The organism is Halomonas sp. DP1Y21-3, from assembly GCF_019801245.1.
Lineage (GTDB): Bacteria > Pseudomonadota > Gammaproteobacteria > Pseudomonadales > Halomonadaceae > Halomonas > Halomonas litopenaei.
Genome location: NZ_JAHVJM010000003.1, coordinates 543,289 through 563,786, shown reverse-complemented (window position 1 = coordinate 563,786; position 20,498 = coordinate 543,289). Strand labels below are relative to the sequence as shown.

Genomic DNA, 20,498 nt, shown 5'->3' with positions numbered 1-20,498 from the left:
AAAACGTGCAATATCGAAGCATAATCATAGCGAAATTCCCGACGTCGTCATGCGATAAACGACGAATAACTGTTACAGATGTTTTAGCAATTTCGCAATAATATCTTGCTCGCTCATTATCTCTGTATTGACGGAAACCTCTGGCTTTACAGGCGCCTCATAAGGACTATTGATGCCAGTAAAATCCAGAATTTTGCCTTCCCTCGCCTTCTGATACAGTCCCTTAGGGTCTCTCTCTTCACAGACATCCAGGGGCGTATCGACAAACACCTCGACAAAATCATCGCTAAGAAACAGCGCCCTGGCCGCCTCTCTATCTGCTCGAAACGGCGAAATAAATGCGGTAATAACGATCACCCCAGCCTCTGCGAAAAGCCGAGCAACCTCACCGACTCGCCGAATATTCTCCGCCCTGTCCTGCTCCCCCATGCCAAGGTCCTTGCATAGCCCATGCCGGACATTGTCGCCATCCAGCAGCATGGTGTGATACCCGCGTCGATTGAGCTCCACCTCCAGAGCATTGGCGAGGGTCGACTTGCCGGAGCCCGATAAGCCGGTAAACCAGACGCAGCAGCCACGGTGGCCATTGATCCTCTCTCGCATGGTCTGGGTTACCGTGGTGCGGTTCCACACCACGCTGGCCTTGCTGTCGTGTTTGCGGAATTCGTAGGGCAGCTCCGCATCCGACGGACTATGGATCATCCCGGCACCGACGGTAAGATTGCTCAATCGGTCGATCAGAATGAAGCAGCCCGTGCCAGGGTGGGTACGATAGTCGTCGACAGGTATCGCGGTGGTGAGCTCGACACGGCAACGCGCGATAGCATTGAGATCCAGCTGCTCCCCATGCCGTTGCTCCAGGGTGTTGACGTCCACCAGGTAGTCGATGGCGACAACCTTTCCCGCAAGGTCCCGAGTGGCCAGCTTGATGTCATACAATTTCCCGGGTTCCAACGGGGACTCGTGCATCCACACAATATCGGCCACGAATTCCGACCGAAGCGGCACCTGATCATCGACCCCGACGATCCAGTCTCCGCGCGATGCATCGATCTCGTCGCACAAGGTGATGGTCACCGCTTGCCCGGGAAATGCCGCATCGAGATCACCATCCATGGTAACGATGCGCTTCACCTGACTGGTGGTACCGCTCGGCAGCACCTTGACCGCCAGTCCGGGAGTCAAGACACCGGAGCTGAGGGTGCCCGCGTATCCCCGGAAATCCAGATTGGGGCGGTTGACGAACTGAACCGGCAAGCGCACATCTCGCAGATTCTGGTCGTGCCTGATCTCGACCTCTTCCAGCAGCGTGAGCAGGCTGGGGCCGTCATACCAGGGCATCTCGCTGCTGGGCTCGACCACGTTGTCGCCTTTCAGCGCAGACAGCGGGACAAAATGTATATCCCGGGCCTCGAGTCGATCCATGACGAGCCGATACTCGTCGACGATCTGCAGATAACGATCTTCGTCATACGCCACGAGATCCATCTTGTTGACCGCTACCACAAGGTGCTCTATGCCCAGCAGGTCGCAGATGAAGCTATGGCGACGCGTCTGGGTCTGCACACCGTGTCGAGCATCAATCAGTATGATCGCAAGACTGGCCGTGGAAGCGCCGGTCGCCATGTTGCGGGTGTACTGCTCATGCCCCGGCGTGTCGGCAATGATGAACTTGCGTCTATCGGTGGAGAAGAATCGATAGGCCACATCGATGGTGATCCCCTGCTCACGCTCTGATTGCAGGCCATCCACCAGTAGCGCGAGATCCACCTCGTCACCGGTGGTGCCGCTGGTGCGAGATGCCTGGGTGATGGCGGCCAGCTGATCCTCGTAGATCATCTTGGAGTCATGCAGCAGGCGCCCGATCAGAGTGGACTTGCCATCATCGACACTGCCGCAGGTAATAAAGCGCAGCAGGTCCTTGTTCTCGTGTTCCTTCAGATAGCGTTCGATGTCGCTGGCGATCAGCTCGGATTGATGGGACATGACGAATTCCTGGTAGAGGCGCAAGCCACAGCACCCGGACAAGGATGCCGAGGAGACTAGGGCTGAACCGGAGTGCAATCTGGAGACTGGAAGAGCGGAGCGTGGAGGAATGCGGCGAGCCACGCGGTCGCGGCCTTTGCCGTCTGGTGAAGCGATGGGTGTAGCCGCCTTCCCGGGAACACCACCCATCGGCAATTCGCGAGTTCAGGACAAGACGGCAGACGAACATTCATTCCAACTAATTTAGAAATACCCCTCGCGCTTCTTCTTTTCCATCGACCCCGCCTGATCATGATCGATGGCTCGACCGCTGCGCTCGCTGGTCCGCGTCAGCAGCATTTCCTGGATGATTTCGGGGAGAGTCGCGGCTCGAGATTCCACCGCACCGGTCAGGGGATAACAGCCGAGGGTACGGAATCTTACCCAGCGCTCCTGGGGCGTCTCGCCCTTCCGCAGCGGTAGTCGGTCGTCGTCGACCATGATCGTCATGCCATCCCGCTCCACCACTGGCCGCGGTGCGGCGTAGTACAACGGCACAATGGGGATTCCCTCGAGATAGATGTATTGCCAGATATCCAGTTCCGTCCAGTTGGAGAGAGGAAAGACGCGAATCGACTCCCCCTTGTTCACCTTGGCGTTATACAGGCTCCACAACTCGGGACGCTGGCTCTTCGGCTCCCACCGATGATGCCTGTCACGGAAGGAGAAGATGCGCTCCTTGGCACGACTCGCCTCCTCATCCCTGCGGGCACCCCCAAAGGCTGCGTCGAATCCATGGTGATCAAGTGCCTGCTTGAGAGCGGCGGTCTTCATCACGTCGGTATACTTGGCGCTACCGTGATCAAAGGGATTGATATCGGCCGCGACCCCCTCCTGATTGATATGCTCGATCAGCTCCATGCCGGACTGCTTCGCCATGAGATCGCGAAAGGCGATCATCTCGCGGAACTTCCAGGTGGTGTTCACGTGCATCAACGGAAAGGGGGGCGTGCCGGGAAAGAAAGCCTTGCGCGCCAGATGCAGCATCACCGATGAATCTTTGCCGATCGAGTACATCATGACCGGAGAACGGAACTCGGCTGCGACTTCTCTGATGATATGGATCGATTCGGCCTCCAGCTGTCGGAGGTGTGTCTGGCGATCGGGTAGTAGTTCCATGACGGATCGAAGTCCTCGGAAAGGGAAACACTCGCCGGCGGAATGCGTGGACTCGGCCGACTCGACCCGCGTGACGTAGCCGCAGCCGTTGGCCCGAATAGCCCACAGCAGCACCAAGGCTCCAGGCACCGGAGAGTGGGCGCGGCATGTGATCCGCGAGTTGGTGCAGGAGAGGGGCACTGGACCTGATGGCGATGAAGCACGCTACCGCCCCGGGATGTCACGGACGCCTTCCCATGCCCTGCTTCAACGAATTTTGCCCTCGACCGTGGTAGCAAACAGACGAGTAACATTGATAACGGTTCATTAACACTTGATCACAATCATCGATACTAATGTTTTTGTACTTCTCCATCCAGACACGGGCGAGGTTATTGGCGGGCAATAAACGGTTACTGCATAGAGAGTAATCCGCCTCCCTTTAACTATGCTGCAATACAAAAAAATATCTAAAAGGCCACAATCCACACACGCCAAAAAAATCAGCAAAAGATCAAAAAAATCAAAGGCATAACAAAAAAAACAAAGACCAGAAAAAGCATGCTCATTGCAATAATGTCGTTACGGCACATTTAAAAGCTTCGTGCCTAGTTCTTCGGTACAATAATTAAAGCAAGTATTGGATAATTTAGGTTAGGCGTGAGTCACGACCGGCATAGAACTTTAATAATTAACTGCGACGGTATTGTTTTTCATTAAAACTTCACCATCTTGGCGAAGAACATTTCTTGATCGTCAGAAGTGCCAGCATCCAACAAATGTAATCTTCTAACGCCCCGCCTCGGCGCCAAGGCCATGAGGGGGCGCCCGGAGGGCCGCTTTTATGAGGGAGTCGCCATTGAGCAGGGCAACTAACTGTGCCGAACTTTAGCTCCCAGGCCGCTCCAGGCGCGCGCTTCCTCCAGTCTGATCCTTCTCAAGGAGGCCCTCCTGGCCCCCAATCGACGTTCCGCCGTCACCGGGCACGTGGTGACGGGCGCCCTGCAGGGCGCGGAGGAACACAAGAATCAGGAGGCAGAGAGGGACAGAGGGACAGAGGGACAGAGGGACAGAGGGACAGAGGGACAGAGGGACAGAGAAAGGTAGAAAGTAGATAGCGTGGGGCCTGTCATGGGAGAGACCACCAAGGGACACCGCGCGCCCCGGCATCCCACGTCGAGAGGAGGCCGGGACGCAGAGTGCCTGCTGGCCTGGGGTAACAAGCATGGCGGGGCAACCACTCAGGCTCTGCGCCGCCAGGGGGCAGAACCTGGGCTGGAACTGGAGGGTTGAAGTGGAGGGTTGAAGCGGGGGCCGGAAAGACCCGGCCCCCGACCCACGAACAGGGCATCAAGCGGGGGTTGGCGCGGCAACCCGCTCGGGGTGATTGGCCGGCGCTGAGGCAGAGCTGGCAGCCTCACTCAGGGTAAATCCTGCCACCATCCGCCCCAGTCGGTCGGCCTGTTCCAGCAGGTGCTCGGTGGCAGCAGAAGACTCTTCGACCAGACTCGCGTTCTGCTGCGACATGCGGTCCAGCTCCGCCACCGCGATATTGACCTGTGCGATACCTTCGCTCTGCTCTTCCGCCGCCACGCTGATCTCGTCCAGGCTCAACGTGACGCGCCCGACCTGTTGAACGATCTCGCCCATGGTCTCGCCCGCCCGGCGCACCAGCTCGGTACCGCTGGCCACGCGCTCGCCGGAGGTCTCGATCAAGCTACGAATTTCACGGGAAGCCTCGGCGGATCGGGTGGCCAGTTGGCGTACCTCACTGGCCACCACGGCGAAGCCACGGCCATGCTCCCCGGCCCGGGCCGCCTCCACCGAAGCATTGAGCGCCAGCAGGTTGGTCTGGAAGGCGATACCATCCATCACCTTGACGATGGCGCCGATCTGCACAGAGGACTCGGTGATCGACTCCATGGTGTCCACCACCTGGTCCACCACCTCACCGCCTCGCTCGGCGACGTCGGTGGCCTCCCCCGACTGCCGCCTGGCATCGCGCGAGGCCGCCGCCGTATGCGCCACGGTGCTGGTGATCTCCTCGATCGATGCCGAGGTCTGCTGCAGGCTCGATGCGGTCGTTTCGCTGCGCCGCGACAGGTCCTGCCCTCCCAGTGCGATCTCGCCGGCGGCAACCCGCACCGACTCGCTGCTGTCCCGGATGGTGATCATCACCGCCTCCATGCGCGACACGAAGCGATTGAACGCACTCGCGATCTGGGCCACCTCATCCTTGCCGTCCTCCGGCAGGCGGCGGGTCAGGTCTCCGTTGCCACTGGCGACGTCGGCCATGGCATCCCGCGCAATCGACAGTCGCTTGAGCGCGAGGGTCAACAGCACGCTCAGCAGCAGCAGTGCCACCAGGCCGACGATCACCAGAGTCCAGAGCGCTGCCTGTGTCACCTGCTGAAGGCTGGCACCGGCCTCCCGGCTGTCCAGGGCAATCACCAGTCGCCAGTCGGTACCGCTGATGGGCGTGGCGAGAAGCTCGCGCTGCCGTCCGCCGATGTCTACGGTGACAGGGCGTGCCTGGTCACCCAGCTGCGTCAGGAAATCCGGCGTCAGACGCGCAGACAGCTCGGTCGCCGGCGCCAGGCTCAGCGTGGCATCAGGATGCGCCACCAGGGCTCCCTCACCATCGACGAGGAAGGCAAAACTGCTCGGCGTCGGCGCGATGTCGGCCACCACATCGATCACACCGTCGATGGTGATATCGCCACCCGCCACCGCCTCGAGCCTGCCCTCATTAAAGAAGGGCGTGGCGAAGGTCACCACCAGCCCCCCCGTGTTGGCATCCTTGTAGGGAGGGGTCACCACGGTCGCTTCAGCCTCAACGGCCTGCTGATACCAGGGGCGCTGACGCGGATCATAGTCTGCGGGGGCATCCCAGCCGTCGGAGAAGATCGCATCTCCGCTCGCGGCCTCGGCCAGATAGGTGGTGAGAAAGCCGCCACCGGCCTGCAACTGCAGCAGCGCCGCCAGGGGATCGGCATCGGACACTGCCGGCGCCAGTGCCTCGAGCTGGCGAGCGTGGCTCGACACCCACTCATCGATGGCCACCCGATTGCCTTCGGCGACCGAGGCCAGCTGCTGCGCATCCTGGCGCTCCTGATGGTGATGCAGAATGCTGAGGTTGACCGCTCCATTGATGGCCAGGGCCACCACTATGACGGCCACGGTGGTCAGCAGGAGCCGAAATCTCAAGGAATGAATCATGTCGCTCTCTGTCAAGGGTTACGCCTTGCGGCTGCAAGGTCGACACAAGCGACTATCGGCCATCGAGAATGCCTCTTTAGCCCAAGTTTGACGATTACCCCCTTTCGCCTCCCGAATGGCTCCCGAATGGCTCCCGAATGGCTCCCGAACGGCTCCCGAGCGACTCATCGACGATAGGGAAACGGGCCGCGCCCGTCAGGCGCTGACACCCTGCGTCAATCGTCTGGCCTGCCGGCGCTCGCGCCAGGCCTGCAGCCCCCGCCACCACGAGCGTTGCGTTCTTACCGTCATCTCGCCGATGCAGGTGTCGTCGTCTTCGTCGGACAGCTGCATGTGCGCACTGGATTGCCCCAGCGCCAGGGCGGTGCCAGTCAGACGTTCGGCTTCCTCCCGTGAGCGCTCGACCATCTGGGCGTTGCGCTGGGTAACAGCATCGATCTCGGCCATCGCCCGATGAATCTGATCGAGGCCCTGATGCTGCTCTCCGGCGGCCTGTTCCAGTTCTGCGATTCGGCCCCCCAACTGCCCGACTGCCGCCGCTATCCCCTGGATCGACAGATCGGCGGCGCGGGACTGCCTCGCGCCATCGGCCACGCTCTTGCTGGAAGCACCGGTCAGGCTGCGAATCTCGCCGGCCGCTTCGGCGCTGCGCGCCGCCAGGCCGCGCACCTCCGCCGCTACCACCGCGAAGCCTCTGCCGTGCTCGCCGGCACGGGCAGCCTCCACCGAGGCATTGAGGGCCAGCAGGTTGGTCTGAAAGGCAATATCGTCGATCAGCTTGACCATCGCCTGCACCTGGTCGGCGTGGCGCTGGATCTCGTCCATGGCCGCCGCCACCGCTGCAACGCCCTCACTGCCCTTGCTGGCACGCTTGCCCACATCGCCCGCCAGGCGGTTGGCGTCCCCCAGATGCTGCACCGTCTGGGCCACCGTCGCCGTCAATTGCTCGAGGCTGGCGACCGTCTGCTCCAGGGCCGATGCCTGGCGCTGGGTACGGGTGGCCAGTTCGCGACCATCATCGAGCATGCGTTCGGCATTGTGACGCAGGTCATCGCTGGTCTCGCGAATCCCGCGAATGTTCTTCACCAACGCCCGTCGCAGTGACTCCACGCCCCGATACAGCTGGCCCACTTCGATGCTGCCCATATCGGGCAGGCGACGCTCGAGTCGGCCCTGGGCCATCGCCTCGAAGTGTTCCAGCAGCTGCTTCAACGGCACCAGCAGGTAGCGTCGAACCGTCAGAGCCATTGCCATGGCCAGCACCAGAGCCAGGGTGAGCGCCGCCGCCAGGGCGAGGTTCATGCTGTCTGCCAGGTGCCTGAAGCCGGCAGCCAGTCCCTCTTCCTGCTCCAGCGCCAGGGTGGAAAAGGCCTCCACGCTATCGACAAAGGCCTGGCTCATGCTGGTCAGTCGAGCCTGGCCCGAATCATAGGCGCCAAGGTCTCCCTCCTTGAGCAACATCAACTGCAGTTCCAGGCCGGTGGATACCAGTGAGCGGAAGTGGCGCTCGAGCGTCGCCTTGTTGTCTGCCTGGGCCTCGCCGACATCGATCGCCATGAAGGCCTCGAAGGCCTCCCTGGCCTCGCTCAGCAGCGTCTCGGCAGAAGCGATCACCGGACCCGGTCGATCGAAGGACGGCACCCGCGTCAGCCTGGCCGCCCGATCCATCTCGACGCGTGAACGAAAGACCCTGGTCTGGGCAAGATTGAGCAGACGGAACTGACCGACGTGCTCGTCGCGCATTACATCGAAAGCCTCTCGTCCCTGCTGATTGGCATATAGGCCCAGCCCACCCAGTCCGACCATCAATATCAGGAAGAGAGACAACGCCAGCAGCCCGCTGGCACGTATGGAGAGCGTTCGAAAAGACGTCATGGAGCGAATATCCCTGGTTGCCCCGCTTCTCGGGCGAGCGGGTGCCGAAGGAATATCAGCAAAACATTACATAAAGATGTCGGCAGACGATGGGGGGATCGCCGAGGGGGTAGCCGAGCGCGGCACCTACACCTGCATGTTCATCACATCCCTGTAGGCCGATACCAGGCGATTGCGCACCTGCTGGCCCATCTGAAAGGCCACGCTGGCCTTCTGCATGTCGACCATGACGTCGTTGAGTTCGACCCCCGGCACCCCGGCCTGGAAGGCCTTGGCCTGCGAATCGGCGGTGGCCTTGAGCTCATTGATGCGCTGGATCGACGACTTCAAGGCGTCGGCGAAGCCGGCGTCGGCCTGGGCCGCCTCGGTGTTGCCCCCCAGTGTCGGGGACGACACCTGGCTGGCCTCGCGGGCCATGGTGGTCATCTGGGCAAGGGCCGATTGCATCGCGGGAGTCGACATGACGGGTCCTGTGTCTCGTTGGCCGGTGACGGAGGCGCATCGCCTCCACGACAGCAAGCCTAACAAGAGCGAGCGCACCGTCATCGAAGCAAATGGCCGTCAAAACATGGGCTATTTCGATCATTGGCTGGCCACAGCCCCGGGATAATGGGCATCAACACAGAACCGGGCACCGCCCGCGGCCACCCGACCCACGGACCACCGGTCATGCCAATGAACAGCCCCCATTTGCCGTCCCCCGACGGGAGTCGTCCATGAGCTCAGCGGCCTCCGCCTCAAGCTCCGGCCCCCTGTCCGGGCTGACGTCCCGCTTACGCGGCAAACCCCTGATTCCCTTGATGATCGGGGGCGCCGCCGCGATTGCTCTGATCATCGCCCTGGTGATGTGGGCTTCGCGCCCACAGTACCGAGTCCTGTTCAGCAATCTCAGCGAAGCCGACGGCGGCGCCATCATCACTGAACTCGATAGCCGCGGGGTGCCTTATCGCTTTTCCGCCGGCGGCCACGCCTTGATGGTGCCGGACGACCAGCTGCACACCCTGCGCCTGCAGCTTGCCGAACAGGGCCTGCCCCACGGCGGCAACGTCGGCCTCGAACTGATGCAGGATCAGGCCTTCGGTATCAGTCAGTTCGCCGAGCAGATCAACTACCAGCGCGGCCTGGAAGGCGAGCTGGCCAGATCCATCGCCTCGTTGGGCCCGGTGGCCAACGCCCGTGTCCATCTGGCCCTGGCCAAGGACTCGGTGTTCGTACGCGAGCGTCAGCCGGCCAAGGCCTCGGTGGTGCTGACACTCGAGCCTGGCCGACGTGTCGGCGAGGGCCAGGTGGCTGCCATGGTCCACCTGGTCTCTTCCAGCGTGCCCGACCTGGCCGGTGAAGACGTCACCGTGATCGACCAGAACGGGCGCCTGCTGTCATCGGCCGACGCGGGTGGGCTGGGGCTGGACGGCTCGCAGCTGGACTACGTCGCCGAGATCGAGCGTTCCTACCAGCGGCGCATCGAGGACATCCTGGCGCCGCTGGTCGGCCATGCCAACGTGCGTGCCCAGGTCACCGCCCAGATCGACTTCTCCCAGCGTGAAGAGACCCAGGAGCGCTACACCCCGAACCAGCCGCCCGCACAGGCGGCGGTCCGCAGTCGCCAGACCAGCCTGGACATCAATGGCCAGGGTGACCTGGCCAGCGGCATTCCCGGCGCCCTGAGCAACACCGCGCCAGGTACCGCTGCGTCACCCATCGACAACGGTGATGCCGCGCAGCAGGAGAACGACGAGGCCGCCGCCGATACCGCCGAACAGGAAGAGGCGTCACCGCAACGCCTGCGGCGCGATGACGTCACCAACTACGAGCTGGATCGACAGGTATCGCATGTGCAGTACCAGAAGGGAGGCATCGAACGCCTGTCCGCCGCGGTGGTGGTGAACTACCAGGACGGCGTCGATGAGCAAGGCGAAGCCACTCTCACCCCCCTGTCAGCGGAACAACTCGCCGAGATCGAGGCACTGGTGCGTCAGGCCATGGGCTTCTCGGAAAGCCGCGGCGACGCCCTGTCGGTGGTCAACAGTGCATTCGCCCAGGCACCCGAGGTCGAAGCCCCCACCTGGTGGCAGGACCCGATGGTCCATCAACTGGCCAAGGAACTCGGTCGCTATCTGCTGATCATCCTGGCCGTCGCTCTGCTCTACCTGCTCGTGCTGCGTCCGCTGATCCGTCGTTATACCGAGGCTCCGGTGGCCCCGGCCCCCATGCCCAGCGCCTTCTCGGCACGGGTCGGCGACGACGAGAGCGACGACGAAGAGGCGTCCGAGGGTGACAGCGAGACGACCGACGGTGAGGACGCCACCTACGGCCGCGACAACCGCCGCCGGCGCAAGGCCAGCGCCTACGAACAGAACCTCAACGACCTGCGCGAGCTGGCCCAGGAAGATCCCCGCATGGTCGCCATGATCGTACGCAGCTGGATGAACGCCAATGACTAACATCGAAGCCTCGAGCGGCATCCGCCGCAGCGCCGTACTGCTGCTGGCCCTGGACGAGGACAGCGCGGCGGAAGTGTTCAAGTTTCTCAATGCCAAGGAAATCCAGCAGCTATCGAGGGAGATGACCCAGCTCGGGCAGATCTCCCACGAAGAGATGCGTCGCGTGCTGCACGACTTCCACACCGAGACCGAGGAGTTCATCGGTCTCAACATGAACTCCAGCGAGCACATCCGCTCGGTGCTGACCAAGGCGCTCGGCACCGAACGGGCCTCCAGCCTGATCGAGGACGTCCTCGAAACTGCCGGCACCAGCAGCGGCATCGACGCCCTCAACCTGATGGAGCCGTCCATGGTGGCGGAGCTGATCCGTGACGAGCATCCACAGATCATCGCCACCGTGCTGGTCCACCTTGAGCGCCACCAGGCCGCCGACGTGCTCGAGCTGTTCGACGACAAGCAGCGCAACGATGTGGTGCTGCGCATCGCCACCTTCAGCGGCGTCCAGCCGGCGGCACTGCAGGAACTCACCGAAGTGCTCACCAGCATGCTCGACGGCCAGAACCTCAAACGCAGCAAGATGGGCGGTGTACGTACCGCGGCGGAGATCCTCAACCTGATGAACACCACCCAGGAAGAGGCCGCCATCGACACCGTGCGCGCCCACAGCGAGGACCTGGCTCAGAAGATCATCGACGAGATGTTCCTGTTCGAGAACATCGGCGATCTGGACGACCGCAGCATCCAGCTGTTGCTCAAGGAGATCGAGACCAACAGCCTGGTCATCGCGCTCAAGGGAGCCCCGGAAACGCTCAAGGCCAAGTTCCTGGTCAACATGTCCCAGCGCGCCGCCGACCTGCTGCAGGAAGACATGGACGCCAGGGGGCCCATTCGCATCTCCCAGGTGGAGACCGAGCAGAAGGCCATCCTGCAGGTGGTGCGTCGCCTGGCCGACAACGGCGAAATCGTGCTCAGCGGAGGCGACGAAGCCTATGTCTAGGACACCTCGATTCAGTGAACCTGGCACGCCGGCGAGGAGGGTCTCGGCATGAGCCAATGGCGCCGCTGGAACATGGGCGAGCTGCCCGAGGAAGGCGACGACGGCACCACCGAGGCCGCAGCGACCCCGCGCCCGCCCACTCGCCAGGAACTCGATGACGAACGCCGCCGGGCCCGCGAGACGGGCCACCGCGAGGGCCATGCCCAGGGCCACCAGAAGGGCTACGACGAGGGCTACCAGAAAGGACTGGCCCAGGGCCTCGAGCAGGGCCTGGCCGAGGGCCGCGCCCGCGCCGAGCAGGAAATCGCCGACGCCCTGGACAAACGCTGTGAAGAGGCCCTGGCACCGCTTGGCCGACTCGTCGACGAATTCCGCACGGCACTGTCCGAGCTGGACGATGCGGTGGCCGAGGATCTGACCGACCTGGCCCTGGCCACCGGCCGGCAGCTGGCGGATGACGCCCTCAAGGCCCGGCCACGCCAGGTGGTGGAGCTGGTCCAGCGGCTTTTGCACACCGATCCGCCCCTGGTGGGACGCCAGCGCCTGTGGCTGCACCCGCTCGACCTGCGCCTGGTGGAGCGCCACCTGGGCGAGCAGCTCGAGGCCGCCGGCTGGACCCTGCGCGCCGACGAGCGTCTGCACCGTGGCGGCTGCCGGGTCAGCGGCGAACAGGGCGATATCGACGCCACCTGGGAGCGTCGCTGGCAGGCGGTGAATCGCCAGGTGCGCAGAAGGGCCCCGCGCCACACCCCCGAACCAGAGGATCATGGCGTCGCCCACGAGGACGATGCGCCATGAACGGCCCCCAGATCCACCAGCAGCGCTGGCAGCACGCCCTCAAGGCCGTCGCCCATCGCGTCGACCCCCTGCCCATGACCAGGGCCACAGGCCGCGTGGTGCGCGCCACTGGCATGGTCATCGAAGCCGTCGGCCTGCAGGTGGCGCTGGGTGACAGCTGTCGCATCGAGCTTCCCGGCACGGCAGATCACACCGCTGCCGGCTCAGCGCACGACTACGCCGAGGCCGAGGTCGTCGGCTTCGCCGGCGATCGCCTGTTCCTGATGCCGCTTGGCGAGATCAGTGGACTGATGCCCGGCGCCCGGGTGCTGCCCCTGGGCGACGGTAGCGTCAATGCCTCGCGGCGCTTTCCGCTGGGCGAGAGCCTGCTGGGCAGGGTCGTTGACGGCACCGGGGCTCCGCTGGACGGTCTCGGTGAACTGGATGACGCCCCCCGGGCGCCATTGGCCACACCGCCGCTCAACCCCCTGTCTCGTGCTCCCATCGAGGAACAGATCGACGTCGGCATCCGCGCCATCAACGCCCTGCTCAGCGTCGGCCGCGGCCAGCGCATGGGCCTGTTCGCCGGCTCCGGCGTCGGCAAGTCGGTGCTACTCGGCATGATGGCGCGCTACACCCGAGCCGACGTCATCGTGGTCGGACTGATCGGCGAACGTGGCCGCGAGGTCCAGGACTTCATCGACAACATCCTCGGGCCCGAGGGCCGGCGCCGTGCCGTGGTAGTGGCGGCCCCCGCCGACACCTCGCCACTGCAACGACTCAAGGGCGCCGCCTACGCCACCCGCCTGGCCGAAGGCTTTCGCGACGACGGCAAGAACGTGCTGCTGATCATGGACTCGCTGACCCGCTACGCCATGGCCCAGCGCGAGATCGCCCTGGCCATCGGCGAACCTCCGGCGACCAAGGGCTATCCGCCCTCGGTGTTCGCCAAACTGCCGGGGCTGGTGGAGCGCGCCGGCAACGCCGAGCCCGGTGGGGGATCGATTACCGCCTTCTATACCGTGCTGACCGAAGGCGACGACCAGCAGGACCCCATCGCCGACTCCGCCCGCGCCATCCTCGATGGCCACGTGGTGCTGTCGCGCAGCCTGGCGGAATCCGGCCACTACCCCGCCATCGACATCGAAGCCTCGATCAGCCGGGCCATGAACGCCATCGTCGACGACGGCCAGCGCCGCCAGGCCCAGGGCTTCAAGGCCATGTTCTCGCGCTACCAGCGCAACCGTGACCTGATCAGCGTGGGCGCCTACCAGCCCGGCCACGACCCTCGCCTGGACGAAGCCGTGCGCCGCTATCCGGATCTGGAAGCCTTTCTGCAACAGCGAATCGACGAATGCGCCACCCTCGAGGCCTCGCGTCAGGCGCTCTCGTCCACCCTGGGAGGAACCCCATGAGAACCCCTCTGGACACCTTGACCGAGCTGGCCCGGGACGCCCGCGACCAGGCGATGCAGCACCTTGCCAGCGCCCGCCGAGACGAGCGTCAGGTCGCCGATCAGCTGTCGTCGCTGGAACACTACCGACAGGAATACGCAGAGCGTCTGCACCAGAACATGCGCAGTGGCATCGATCCGGCCACCCTGCACAATACTCAGCGCTTCCTGCTGTCGCTTGACGATGCCCTGGCCACCGCACGACGAGCGCTCCAGCAACAGCGCCAGAAGGTCAGCGACAGCCAGCGCGAGTGGCAACACGAACAGCAGCGCCTCAGCGCCTACGACACCCTGGCCGAACGCCGTGCCCAGGAAGGCCTGCGCCAGCAGGCCCGCCAGGAACAGCGCTCCAGCGACGACCTGATCAACAGCCGACTGCAGCGCGGCAGCGCCATGCCCGGCGGCTACTGACCTCAAAGGAACTCACCATGGACCTCACCCTGTTGGGCCTGGCAGGCCCCGTTTCTTCCCAGGCCAGTGGCAGCAAGGGCGCCGCCGCGCCGATCGGTGGCGACTTCGCCCAGCGCCTGGCCGCACTCGGCGGCCAGGCGGCCCCCCTCGACAATACCGGGCGCCCCGCCAATGGCCAGGCCAGCGACACGGCGCTCAGTGATCAGGACCATAGCGAGCCCCAGGACTGGACACTGGCACTGCTGGCCGTTGCCTCATCGGCCCCGGGCCCCCACGGGCAGCCCGCTGCTGACGCAGGCCAGCTGGCGTCATCAGGACTCGGCGCACCAGGCTTGAACGGCGCACCGCGGGACGCTACAGGCGCAGCGCTTGCCGGGCAGCTCCCCGGCGGGGCGCATGCACTGCTGACACAAGGCGGCGCCGCAAGTCAGCAGGCACTACCGCTGGACGTCGCAGCCCAGGCCACACCGGCGCTCGCGACGTCTCCGCCATCAGGGCCGTCGGCGCAGGCTCAGCTTTCGCCCCAGGCCCAGGTCCAGGTCCAGGTCCAGAATCAGGCCCCAGCACTGCAGAGCGCCGCCCTCGACGCCACCGCCGCCACGGAAAATGCGCCCGCCCAGTCACGCCTGGCACAGGACGCGCTCCCGGCGCTGCATCGACTCCCCAGGGCCGAGCATCCGGTGGATCGCGCTCCCTCGGCGGCGCAGCAGGCAGCCATGGCCGCCGGCAGCAATGCGCAGGGTAATTTACAAGGACAGGCACCCGTTGCCCCGGCGGGCCTCGCACCCGGCGCCCTGGCTCCAGACACGTCCGGCTGGATGGCCCAGGGCACAGGGTCAGGCGCTGCGGAACTTCGTCCCGGCGAGATCCTTGCTGGCGCTGCCCGGGGCGAGGCCGACGCTTCGCTGGATGCCGTGCTCTCGCCCACCGCCTCACAGGCACGGGGCGCGTCGCCCTTTGGCTCCTCCCTGGCCGCCGCCATGCCCCCGGGTACCAATGCCTCACTGTCATTCAACCAGGCCGCCTGGCCGCAGCAGCTCGGCCAGACCCTGGCAAGGCTGTCCAGCCAGGGCGGTGCGGGCGAACAGCAGGTCGAGTTGCGCCTGCACCCCGCCGAACTCGGCTCGCTGGGGGTGACCCTCAAGCTGGGCGAGCACGGTGCCCAGGCCCAGTTCTTCTCGGCCCACTCCCAGGTGCGCCAGGCCCTTGAGCAGGCCATTCCCCAGCTTCGCGAAGCCCTGGCCGAACAGGGCATCCAGCTCGGTGACGCCTCGGTGAGCGACCAGGGCGCACAGTTTGGCGGCCAGCAACCCTCGGACTCTCGCGGCCAGCCATCGCTGGCAGCCTCCGGCCAGGGCAAGGGCGAGTCGATGGAGCCGGCCACCACGGCAAGCTCTGCCCCTGACCAGCGCCACGAGTCAGACGATGGCCGCGTGGACATCTACGCCTGACGCATAGGGCTGGACACGCGCCTGACCTGCGCCTGACCCACGCCCTTCCAGGCACCCCCTGCCGCTACACAGCGTGAGCGGCGGGGCTCACCCCACAAATACCCAAGATAGGCACGAACTCGGTGCCTGTTCTCGCCATCGATCGCCGATGCCTGACGGCATACTAAGGTTGCGGCACGCCCGCACGCTAGTACATTACCGCCCCTCGAGGGGCCACAGGCTCAGGACTTCAGGACATGGCGAAATCTCGACGGCTCATCTGGTGTCTGGTGATCCTGGTCATCCTCGCATCCTTCGGTGCCGCGGCCGGGTTCTACCTGCTGTACCAGGAAAAGGCGCACGCAGAATCAGCAGACACCTTCGGCGAGCATATGGCTCAGGCCAGCACCGGCGCGGTTGAAGATACGGCGCCCATCTACCTGAAACTGGAGCCCTTCACCGTCAACCTGGCCGAAGACAACGCCGGACCGCGCCTGTTGTACGCCGGCCTGACCCTCAAGCTCAGCGATGACGCTAGCCTCGAGACGCTGGAACAGCACCGTCCCCAGGTGCGTAACCAGCTGTTGTTGCTGCTGTCGGACCGCGAGGCCGAGACACTGGTCAGCGCATCGGGCAAGAAGGCCCTGGCCGAGGATATCGTCGCCACCCTGGAAGACGTGCTCGGCCCCGAGCGTCCGCGCATCCATATCGATGATGTGCTGTTCACCGAGTTCATCGTCCAATAGGTCGCCCCCATGTCTCAAGACGATCTCCTGTCCCAGGAAGAAATCGACGCACTGCTCAAGGGCGTCAGCGGCGACGACGATGCCGAGGGCGAAGACAACGCAGCTCGAGGGCGCTTGCGCCCCTTCGATCCGGCCAATCAGCAGCGCATCATCCGCGAGCGTCTGCAGGCCCTGGACATCATCAACGAGCGCTTCGCCCGTCACTTCCGCACCGGCATGTTCAACCTGCTGCGGCGCAGCGCCGACATCAGCGTCGACGCCGTGCGCTACCTCAGCTACAGCGAGTTCTCGCGCAACGTGCCGGTGCCCACCAACATCAACATCATCGCCATGAAACCGCTCAAGGGCTCGGCCCTGATCGTGTTTCCCCCGAGCCTGGTGTTCATGGTGGTGGACAACCTGTTCGGCGGTGACGGCCGCTTCGTCACCAAGTCCGAAGGGCGCGAGTTCACCAATACCGAACAGCGCATCATCCAGCGCGTGCTGAACATGGCCATCGATGGCTACCGCGAGGCCTGGAAGTCCGTCTACCCGCTGGACATCAGCTACCTGCGCTCGGAGATGCAGTCCAAGTTCGCCAACATCACCAACTCGCCCAACGAGATCGTGGTCAGCACCAGCTTTCATCTGGAGGTCGGCAACCTCTCGTCCAGCTTCCAGATCTGCATGCCCTACAGCATGATCGAACCGCTCAAGGACCTGCTGACCAACCCGTTGAGCGAGAACAGTCGCGACAAGGACGGCGCCTTCCACCGGCGCATGGCCGGCGAGCTGCGTCATCCAGAGGTAGAGCTGGTGGCCAACTTCGCCACCATCGACTCGCGCATCGCCGAGGTGATGGCGCTGAAGGTCGGTGACATCCTGCCGCTCGAACTGCCCGATACCGTCACCGCCCAGGTCGACGAGGTGCCGGTGATGGAATGCGAATACGGCAGCCAGCGCGACCAGCGCGCCCTCCGAGTCCTGCGGATGTTCGACCACGCCGCCGGTCACCAGCCCAGCAACGCCTTCGTCAAAGGCTCTCGGCCTCCTTCCAAGGAATCGCACCATGACTGACCCCAATAAACCCGACTCCCCTGTCGGCGACGACGACTGGGCCGCCGCCATGTCCGAACAACAGGACGATGCCACCAGCGATGGCGCTGGCGAGGACGACCCCTGGGCCGATGCCATGGCCGAACAGCAGGCCGCCGAGGAGAACCCGGGCGAGCAGGCCTCAAGCGATACCCCTGCCGCAGCGCGCGCCGCAGGAGACAGCGTGTTCCGCCCGCTCGGTGAAAGCACCTCCTCCAGCGCTGCCCGCGAGCTCGACATGATCATGGATATCCCGGTCAAGCTGACCGTGGAGCTTGGTCGCACCCGCCTGACCATCAAGCAGTTGCTGGAACTGGCCCAAGGCTCGGTGGTGGAACTGGAGGGGCTGGCCGGTGAGCCGATGGACATCCTGATCAACGGCTACCTGATCGCCCAGGGCGAAGTCGTGGTGGTCGAAGACCGCTACGGCATCCGTATCACCGAGATCATCACCCCCTCAGAGCGGGTGCAGAAGCTCAACCGATGAACGAGACCACCTCCAGCGCCGCCGTCGACGGACTGGCCCAGGGAGGCGACAGCCTGCTGGGGCTGGCCATGCTGGGCAAGACCGCCGCCGCCCTGGCACTGATCATCGCCATCCTGCTGGGGCTTTCCGCCTGGCTGAAGCGGCGGGGCGGCGGCTTTCACGGCCAGCAGTCCCGACTCAAGGTGGTCGGCTCCACCGCCGTCGGTCAGCGCGAGCGCGTGGTGGTGGTCCAGGTCCAGGATCGCTGGCTGGTGCTCGGCGTCGGCGGCGGTCAGGTCAATCGGCTGGACAGCCTGCCCGCTCCGACCGACGAGGCGACGCCCGCCCAGCCGGACGCGCCGCAGGGTGACAGCTTTGGCGAGCGCCTGGGCCAGGCTCTCAAGGCCAACCTTGGTCGGCGAGAGCGGTGATGCGACAGTTGATACTTCTTCAACGCAGCCTCTACTCCCGTCCCTGGACGCCACTGGTGGCCAGCCTCGGACTGGCCCTGGTTGTCTGTCTGCTGGCTGCCGGCCCGGCCCAGGCCCAGCAGATCCCGGGCCTGATCAGTGAACCCATGGCCGACGGCGGGCAGAAATGGTCGCTGTCGCTGCAGACCCTGCTGCTGCTCAGCGCCATGGCCTTTCTGCCCACGGCGCTGCTGATGATGACCAGCTTTACCCGCATCATCATCGTGCTGAGCCTGCTGCGTACCGCCATGGGCACCGCCTCGACGCCACCCAACCAGGTGCTGCTGGGCCTGGCGCTGTTTCTGACCGCCTTCATCATGTCGCCGGTGCTCAGCGACGTTTACCAGGACGCCTGGCTGCCACTGTCCACCGACGCCATCGATTTTGGCCAGTTCATCGAGCTCGCCCAGCAGCCCTTTCGCGAGTTCATGCTGGGCCAGACCCGAGAGCCGGACCTCGCCATGTTTGCCCGCCTGTCCGAGGTCGGCCCCCTGGCCGGTCCCGAGGACGTGCCGTTGCAGGTGCTGGTACCGGCCTTCGTCACCAGCGAACTGAAGACCGCCTTCCAGATCGGCTTCACCATCTTCATCCCCTTTCTGATCATCGACCTGGTGGTCGCCAGCGTGCTGATGTCACTGGGCATGATGATGGTCCCGCCGGTGACCATTTCGATGCCGTTCAAGCTGATGCTGTTCGTGCTGGTGGACGGCTGGCAGCTGATCATCGGCTCGATGGCGGAAAGCTTCTATTTATAGGCCCCCGACGACAGGGCCCCGGCACAGGCCTACGGGCCCAGACAAGGCTGCGCCAGCAAGGAGACTCGTCATGCATCCCGAAACCGTCATGAGTTTGGCCTACCAGGGCATGCGCGTGACCCTGCTGCTGGGTGCGCCGCTGCTGCTTACCGCGCTGTTCACCGGCCTGCTGGTCAGCCTGTTCCAGGCCGCTACCCAGATCAACGAGATGACGCTGTCGTTCATTCCCAAGATCCTGGCCGTGTTTGCCGTGCTGGTGCTGGCCGGTCCCTGGCTGCTGCAGCTGATCATCACCTTCACCCGGGAGCTGTTTACCAGTATCCCGGCGCTGGTGTCCTGAGCCGGGCCCACCTGCGCTGAAGCCACCGGCCCTATCCCCGAGGCGCCCGCGTCCTGATGGTCGAGATCACCTTCACCCAGCTGCATGCCTGGCTCAGCCTGTTCCTGTGGCCGTTCATGCGCATCACCGCGCTGATGCTGAGCGCCCCCCTGTGGGGCCACAGCGCGGTGCCTACCCAGGCCAAGATCGGGCTGGCCGGTGCCATCAGTGTGGTCATCTCGCCGATGCTGCCACCGCTGCCCGATGTCCCGGTGGCCTCCTGGGCGGGCCTCGGCCTGGTGGTCGAACAGCTGATCATCGGCGTGGCCATGGGCCTGTGCGTGCGGATCATCCTGGTGGTGGTACAGGCCACCGGTGAATTTATCGGGCTGCAGATGGGCCTGGCCTTCGCCACCTTCTTCGACCCTTCCAGCGGCACCAACATGGTCGTGATCTCGCGTTTTCTGTACATGATCACGCTACTGATGTTCCTGGCGGTGAATGGCCACCTGATCGTGCTGGAACTGTTGATCACCAGCTTCGAGACCCTGCCCATCGGCATCCAGCGCTTCAACCCCGAAGCCTTCATCCTGCTGGCCCGCTACGGCGGCACCATCTTTGCCACCGGCCTGCTGCTGGCGCTGCCACTGGTCGCCCCGCTGCTGACCATCAACCTGGCACTCGGCATCCTCAATCGCGCAGCACCCCAGCTGACCGTATTCAATATCGGCTTCCCCACCTCTCTCAGCGTCGGCCTGGCACTGCTGATGGTTCTGATGACCGACCTCGGTCGCTTTCTGCAGCGCCACTTCCACCAGGGTCTGGATTTCCTGCAGTCGCTGCTCGACACCCTGGCGCCCCTGGCAAGCTGACGGTGCCGGAAGCGATTGGAAGCGACTGGAAGCGACTGGAAGCGACTGGAAGCCAGGCGCGATATCAGAC

The 20,498-nt window shown here is 64.3% G+C and carries 18 protein-coding genes; 13 read left to right on the top strand and 5 right to left on the bottom strand.

Annotation, left to right across the window (positions count from 1 at the left end):
• Positions 1–72 precede the first annotated feature (72 nt).
• From cysN to fliE, 5 genes are all read right to left on the bottom strand, one after another.
• Positions 73–1,986: a sulfate adenylyltransferase subunit CysN gene (gene cysN, locus KUV74_RS11205; RefSeq protein ID WP_222516331.1), complete on the bottom strand. Its 1,914-nt coding sequence runs from the start codon at positions 1,984–1,986 to the stop codon at positions 73–75.
• Positions 1,987–2,229: 243 nt separating this feature from the next.
• Positions 2,230–3,144, bottom strand: coding sequence for a sulfate adenylyltransferase subunit CysD (cysD, locus tag KUV74_RS11200; RefSeq protein WP_045992429.1), 915 nt, complete (start codon positions 3,142–3,144; stop codon positions 2,230–2,232).
• A 1,329-nt stretch (positions 3,145–4,473) separates the two neighbouring features.
• Complete coding sequence (locus KUV74_RS11195; RefSeq protein WP_222516330.1) at positions 4,474–6,342, bottom strand: methyl-accepting chemotaxis protein; 1,869 nt, start codon at positions 6,340–6,342, stop codon at positions 4,474–4,476.
• A gap of 195 nt (positions 6,343–6,537) precedes the next feature.
• The gene (locus tag KUV74_RS11190) at positions 6,538–8,217 is read right to left on the bottom strand and encodes a methyl-accepting chemotaxis protein (RefSeq protein ID WP_222516329.1); all 1,680 of its coding nucleotides are present in this window, start codon (positions 8,215–8,217) and stop codon (positions 6,538–6,540) included.
• A 126-nt stretch (positions 8,218–8,343) separates the two neighbouring features.
• Positions 8,344–8,679 carry a flagellar hook-basal body complex protein FliE gene (gene fliE, locus KUV74_RS11185; RefSeq protein WP_045992432.1) on the bottom strand — a complete coding sequence of 112 codons (336 nt, stop codon included), beginning with the start codon at positions 8,677–8,679 and terminating at the stop codon, positions 8,344–8,346.
• A gap of 254 nt (positions 8,680–8,933) precedes the next feature.
• On the opposite strand from fliE, the gene fliF reads away from it, so the two are divergent.
• The 13 genes from fliF (at position 8,934) to fliR (ending at position 20,428) form a co-directional block, all read left to right on the top strand.
• Positions 8,934–10,658: a flagellar basal-body MS-ring/collar protein FliF gene (fliF, locus tag KUV74_RS11180; RefSeq protein ID WP_222516328.1), complete on the top strand. Its 1,725-nt coding sequence runs from the start codon at positions 8,934–8,936 to the stop codon at positions 10,656–10,658.
• Entirely contained in the window at positions 10,651–11,655 is a 1,005-nt protein-coding gene (gene fliG / locus KUV74_RS11175) for a flagellar motor switch protein FliG (RefSeq protein ID WP_045992434.1), read from the top strand. The genes fliF and fliG overlap by 8 nt, the downstream gene beginning before the upstream one ends.
• Positions 11,656–11,703: 48 nt before the next feature.
• Positions 11,704–12,453, top strand: coding sequence for a flagellar assembly protein FliH (gene fliH, locus KUV74_RS11170; RefSeq protein ID WP_222516327.1), 750 nt, complete (start codon positions 11,704–11,706; stop codon positions 12,451–12,453).
• On the top strand, positions 12,450–13,847 hold the full coding sequence (gene fliI, locus KUV74_RS11165; RefSeq protein WP_222516326.1) for a flagellar protein export ATPase FliI: 1,398 nt from the start codon (positions 12,450–12,452) through the stop codon (positions 13,845–13,847). Before fliH ends, fliI begins: the two co-directional genes overlap by 4 nt.
• Complete coding sequence (fliJ, locus tag KUV74_RS11160) at positions 13,844–14,296, top strand: flagellar export protein FliJ (protein ID WP_045992437.1); 453 nt, start codon at positions 13,844–13,846, stop codon at positions 14,294–14,296. The genes fliI and fliJ overlap by 4 nt, the downstream gene beginning before the upstream one ends.
• 17 nt (positions 14,297–14,313) lie before the next feature.
• The gene (locus KUV74_RS11155; RefSeq protein WP_222516325.1) at positions 14,314–15,747 is read left to right on the top strand and encodes a flagellar hook-length control protein FliK; all 1,434 of its coding nucleotides are present in this window, start codon (positions 14,314–14,316) and stop codon (positions 15,745–15,747) included.
• Positions 15,748–15,983: 236 nt separating this feature from the next.
• The gene (gene fliL / locus KUV74_RS11150; RefSeq protein WP_045992438.1) at positions 15,984–16,472 is read left to right on the top strand and encodes a flagellar basal body-associated protein FliL; all 489 of its coding nucleotides are present in this window, start codon (positions 15,984–15,986) and stop codon (positions 16,470–16,472) included.
• A gap of 9 nt (positions 16,473–16,481) precedes the next feature.
• Entirely contained in the window at positions 16,482–17,528 is a 1,047-nt protein-coding gene (gene fliM, locus KUV74_RS11145) for a flagellar motor switch protein FliM (protein ID WP_222516324.1), read from the top strand.
• The gene (fliN, locus tag KUV74_RS11140) at positions 17,521–18,033 is read left to right on the top strand and encodes a flagellar motor switch protein FliN (protein ID WP_108132069.1); all 513 of its coding nucleotides are present in this window, start codon (positions 17,521–17,523) and stop codon (positions 18,031–18,033) included. Before fliM ends, fliN begins: the two co-directional genes overlap by 8 nt.
• A complete protein-coding gene (gene fliO / locus KUV74_RS11135) occupies positions 18,030–18,443 on the top strand; it encodes a flagellar biosynthetic protein FliO (protein ID WP_045992441.1) in 414 nt (137 codons plus the stop codon). Before fliN ends, fliO begins: the two co-directional genes overlap by 4 nt.
• Complete coding sequence (gene fliP / locus KUV74_RS11130) at positions 18,443–19,237, top strand: flagellar type III secretion system pore protein FliP (RefSeq protein WP_045992442.1); 795 nt, start codon at positions 18,443–18,445, stop codon at positions 19,235–19,237. The genes fliO and fliP overlap by 1 nt, the downstream gene beginning before the upstream one ends.
• 70 nt (positions 19,238–19,307) lie before the next feature.
• Positions 19,308–19,577: a flagellar biosynthesis protein FliQ gene (gene fliQ / locus KUV74_RS11125; RefSeq protein WP_045992443.1), complete on the top strand. Its 270-nt coding sequence runs from the start codon at positions 19,308–19,310 to the stop codon at positions 19,575–19,577.
• A 56-nt stretch (positions 19,578–19,633) separates the two neighbouring features.
• Complete coding sequence (gene fliR, locus KUV74_RS11120) at positions 19,634–20,428, top strand: flagellar biosynthetic protein FliR (RefSeq protein ID WP_108448597.1); 795 nt, start codon at positions 19,634–19,636, stop codon at positions 20,426–20,428.
• The last annotated feature ends 70 nt before the right edge of the window (positions 20,429–20,498 follow it).

Bases quoted from the DNA above. Each gene is read 5' to 3' on its own strand.
- cysN (WP_222516331.1), bottom strand. From the start codon at position 1,986: ATGTCCCATCAATCCGAGCTGATCGCCAGCGACATCGAACGCTATCTG.
- cysD (WP_045992429.1), bottom strand. From the start codon at position 3,144: ATGGAACTACTACCCGATCGCCAGACACACCTCCGACAGCTGGAGGCC.
- KUV74_RS11195 (WP_222516330.1), bottom strand. From the start codon at position 6,342: ATGATTCATTCCTTGAGATTTCGGCTCCTGCTGACCACCGTGGCCGTC.
- KUV74_RS11190 (WP_222516329.1), bottom strand. From the start codon at position 8,217: ATGACGTCTTTTCGAACGCTCTCCATACGTGCCAGCGGGCTGCTGGCG.
- fliE (WP_045992432.1), bottom strand. From the start codon at position 8,679: ATGTCGACTCCCGCGATGCAATCGGCCCTTGCCCAGATGACCACCATG.
- fliF (WP_222516328.1), top strand. From the start codon at position 8,934: ATGAGCTCAGCGGCCTCCGCCTCAAGCTCCGGCCCCCTGTCCGGGCTG.
- fliG (WP_045992434.1), top strand. From the start codon at position 10,651: ATGACTAACATCGAAGCCTCGAGCGGCATCCGCCGCAGCGCCGTACTG.
- fliH (WP_222516327.1), top strand. From the start codon at position 11,704: ATGAGCCAATGGCGCCGCTGGAACATGGGCGAGCTGCCCGAGGAAGGC.
- fliI (WP_222516326.1), top strand. From the start codon at position 12,450: ATGAACGGCCCCCAGATCCACCAGCAGCGCTGGCAGCACGCCCTCAAG.
- fliJ (WP_045992437.1), top strand. From the start codon at position 13,844: ATGAGAACCCCTCTGGACACCTTGACCGAGCTGGCCCGGGACGCCCGC.
- KUV74_RS11155 (WP_222516325.1), top strand. From the start codon at position 14,314: ATGGACCTCACCCTGTTGGGCCTGGCAGGCCCCGTTTCTTCCCAGGCC.
- fliL (WP_045992438.1), top strand. From the start codon at position 15,984: ATGGCGAAATCTCGACGGCTCATCTGGTGTCTGGTGATCCTGGTCATC.
- fliM (WP_222516324.1), top strand. From the start codon at position 16,482: ATGTCTCAAGACGATCTCCTGTCCCAGGAAGAAATCGACGCACTGCTC.
- fliN (WP_108132069.1), top strand. From the start codon at position 17,521: ATGACTGACCCCAATAAACCCGACTCCCCTGTCGGCGACGACGACTGG.
- fliO (WP_045992441.1), top strand. From the start codon at position 18,030: ATGAACGAGACCACCTCCAGCGCCGCCGTCGACGGACTGGCCCAGGGA.
- fliP (WP_045992442.1), top strand. From the start codon at position 18,443: ATGCGACAGTTGATACTTCTTCAACGCAGCCTCTACTCCCGTCCCTGG.
- fliQ (WP_045992443.1), top strand. From the start codon at position 19,308: ATGCATCCCGAAACCGTCATGAGTTTGGCCTACCAGGGCATGCGCGTG.
- fliR (WP_108448597.1), top strand. From the start codon at position 19,634: ATGGTCGAGATCACCTTCACCCAGCTGCATGCCTGGCTCAGCCTGTTC.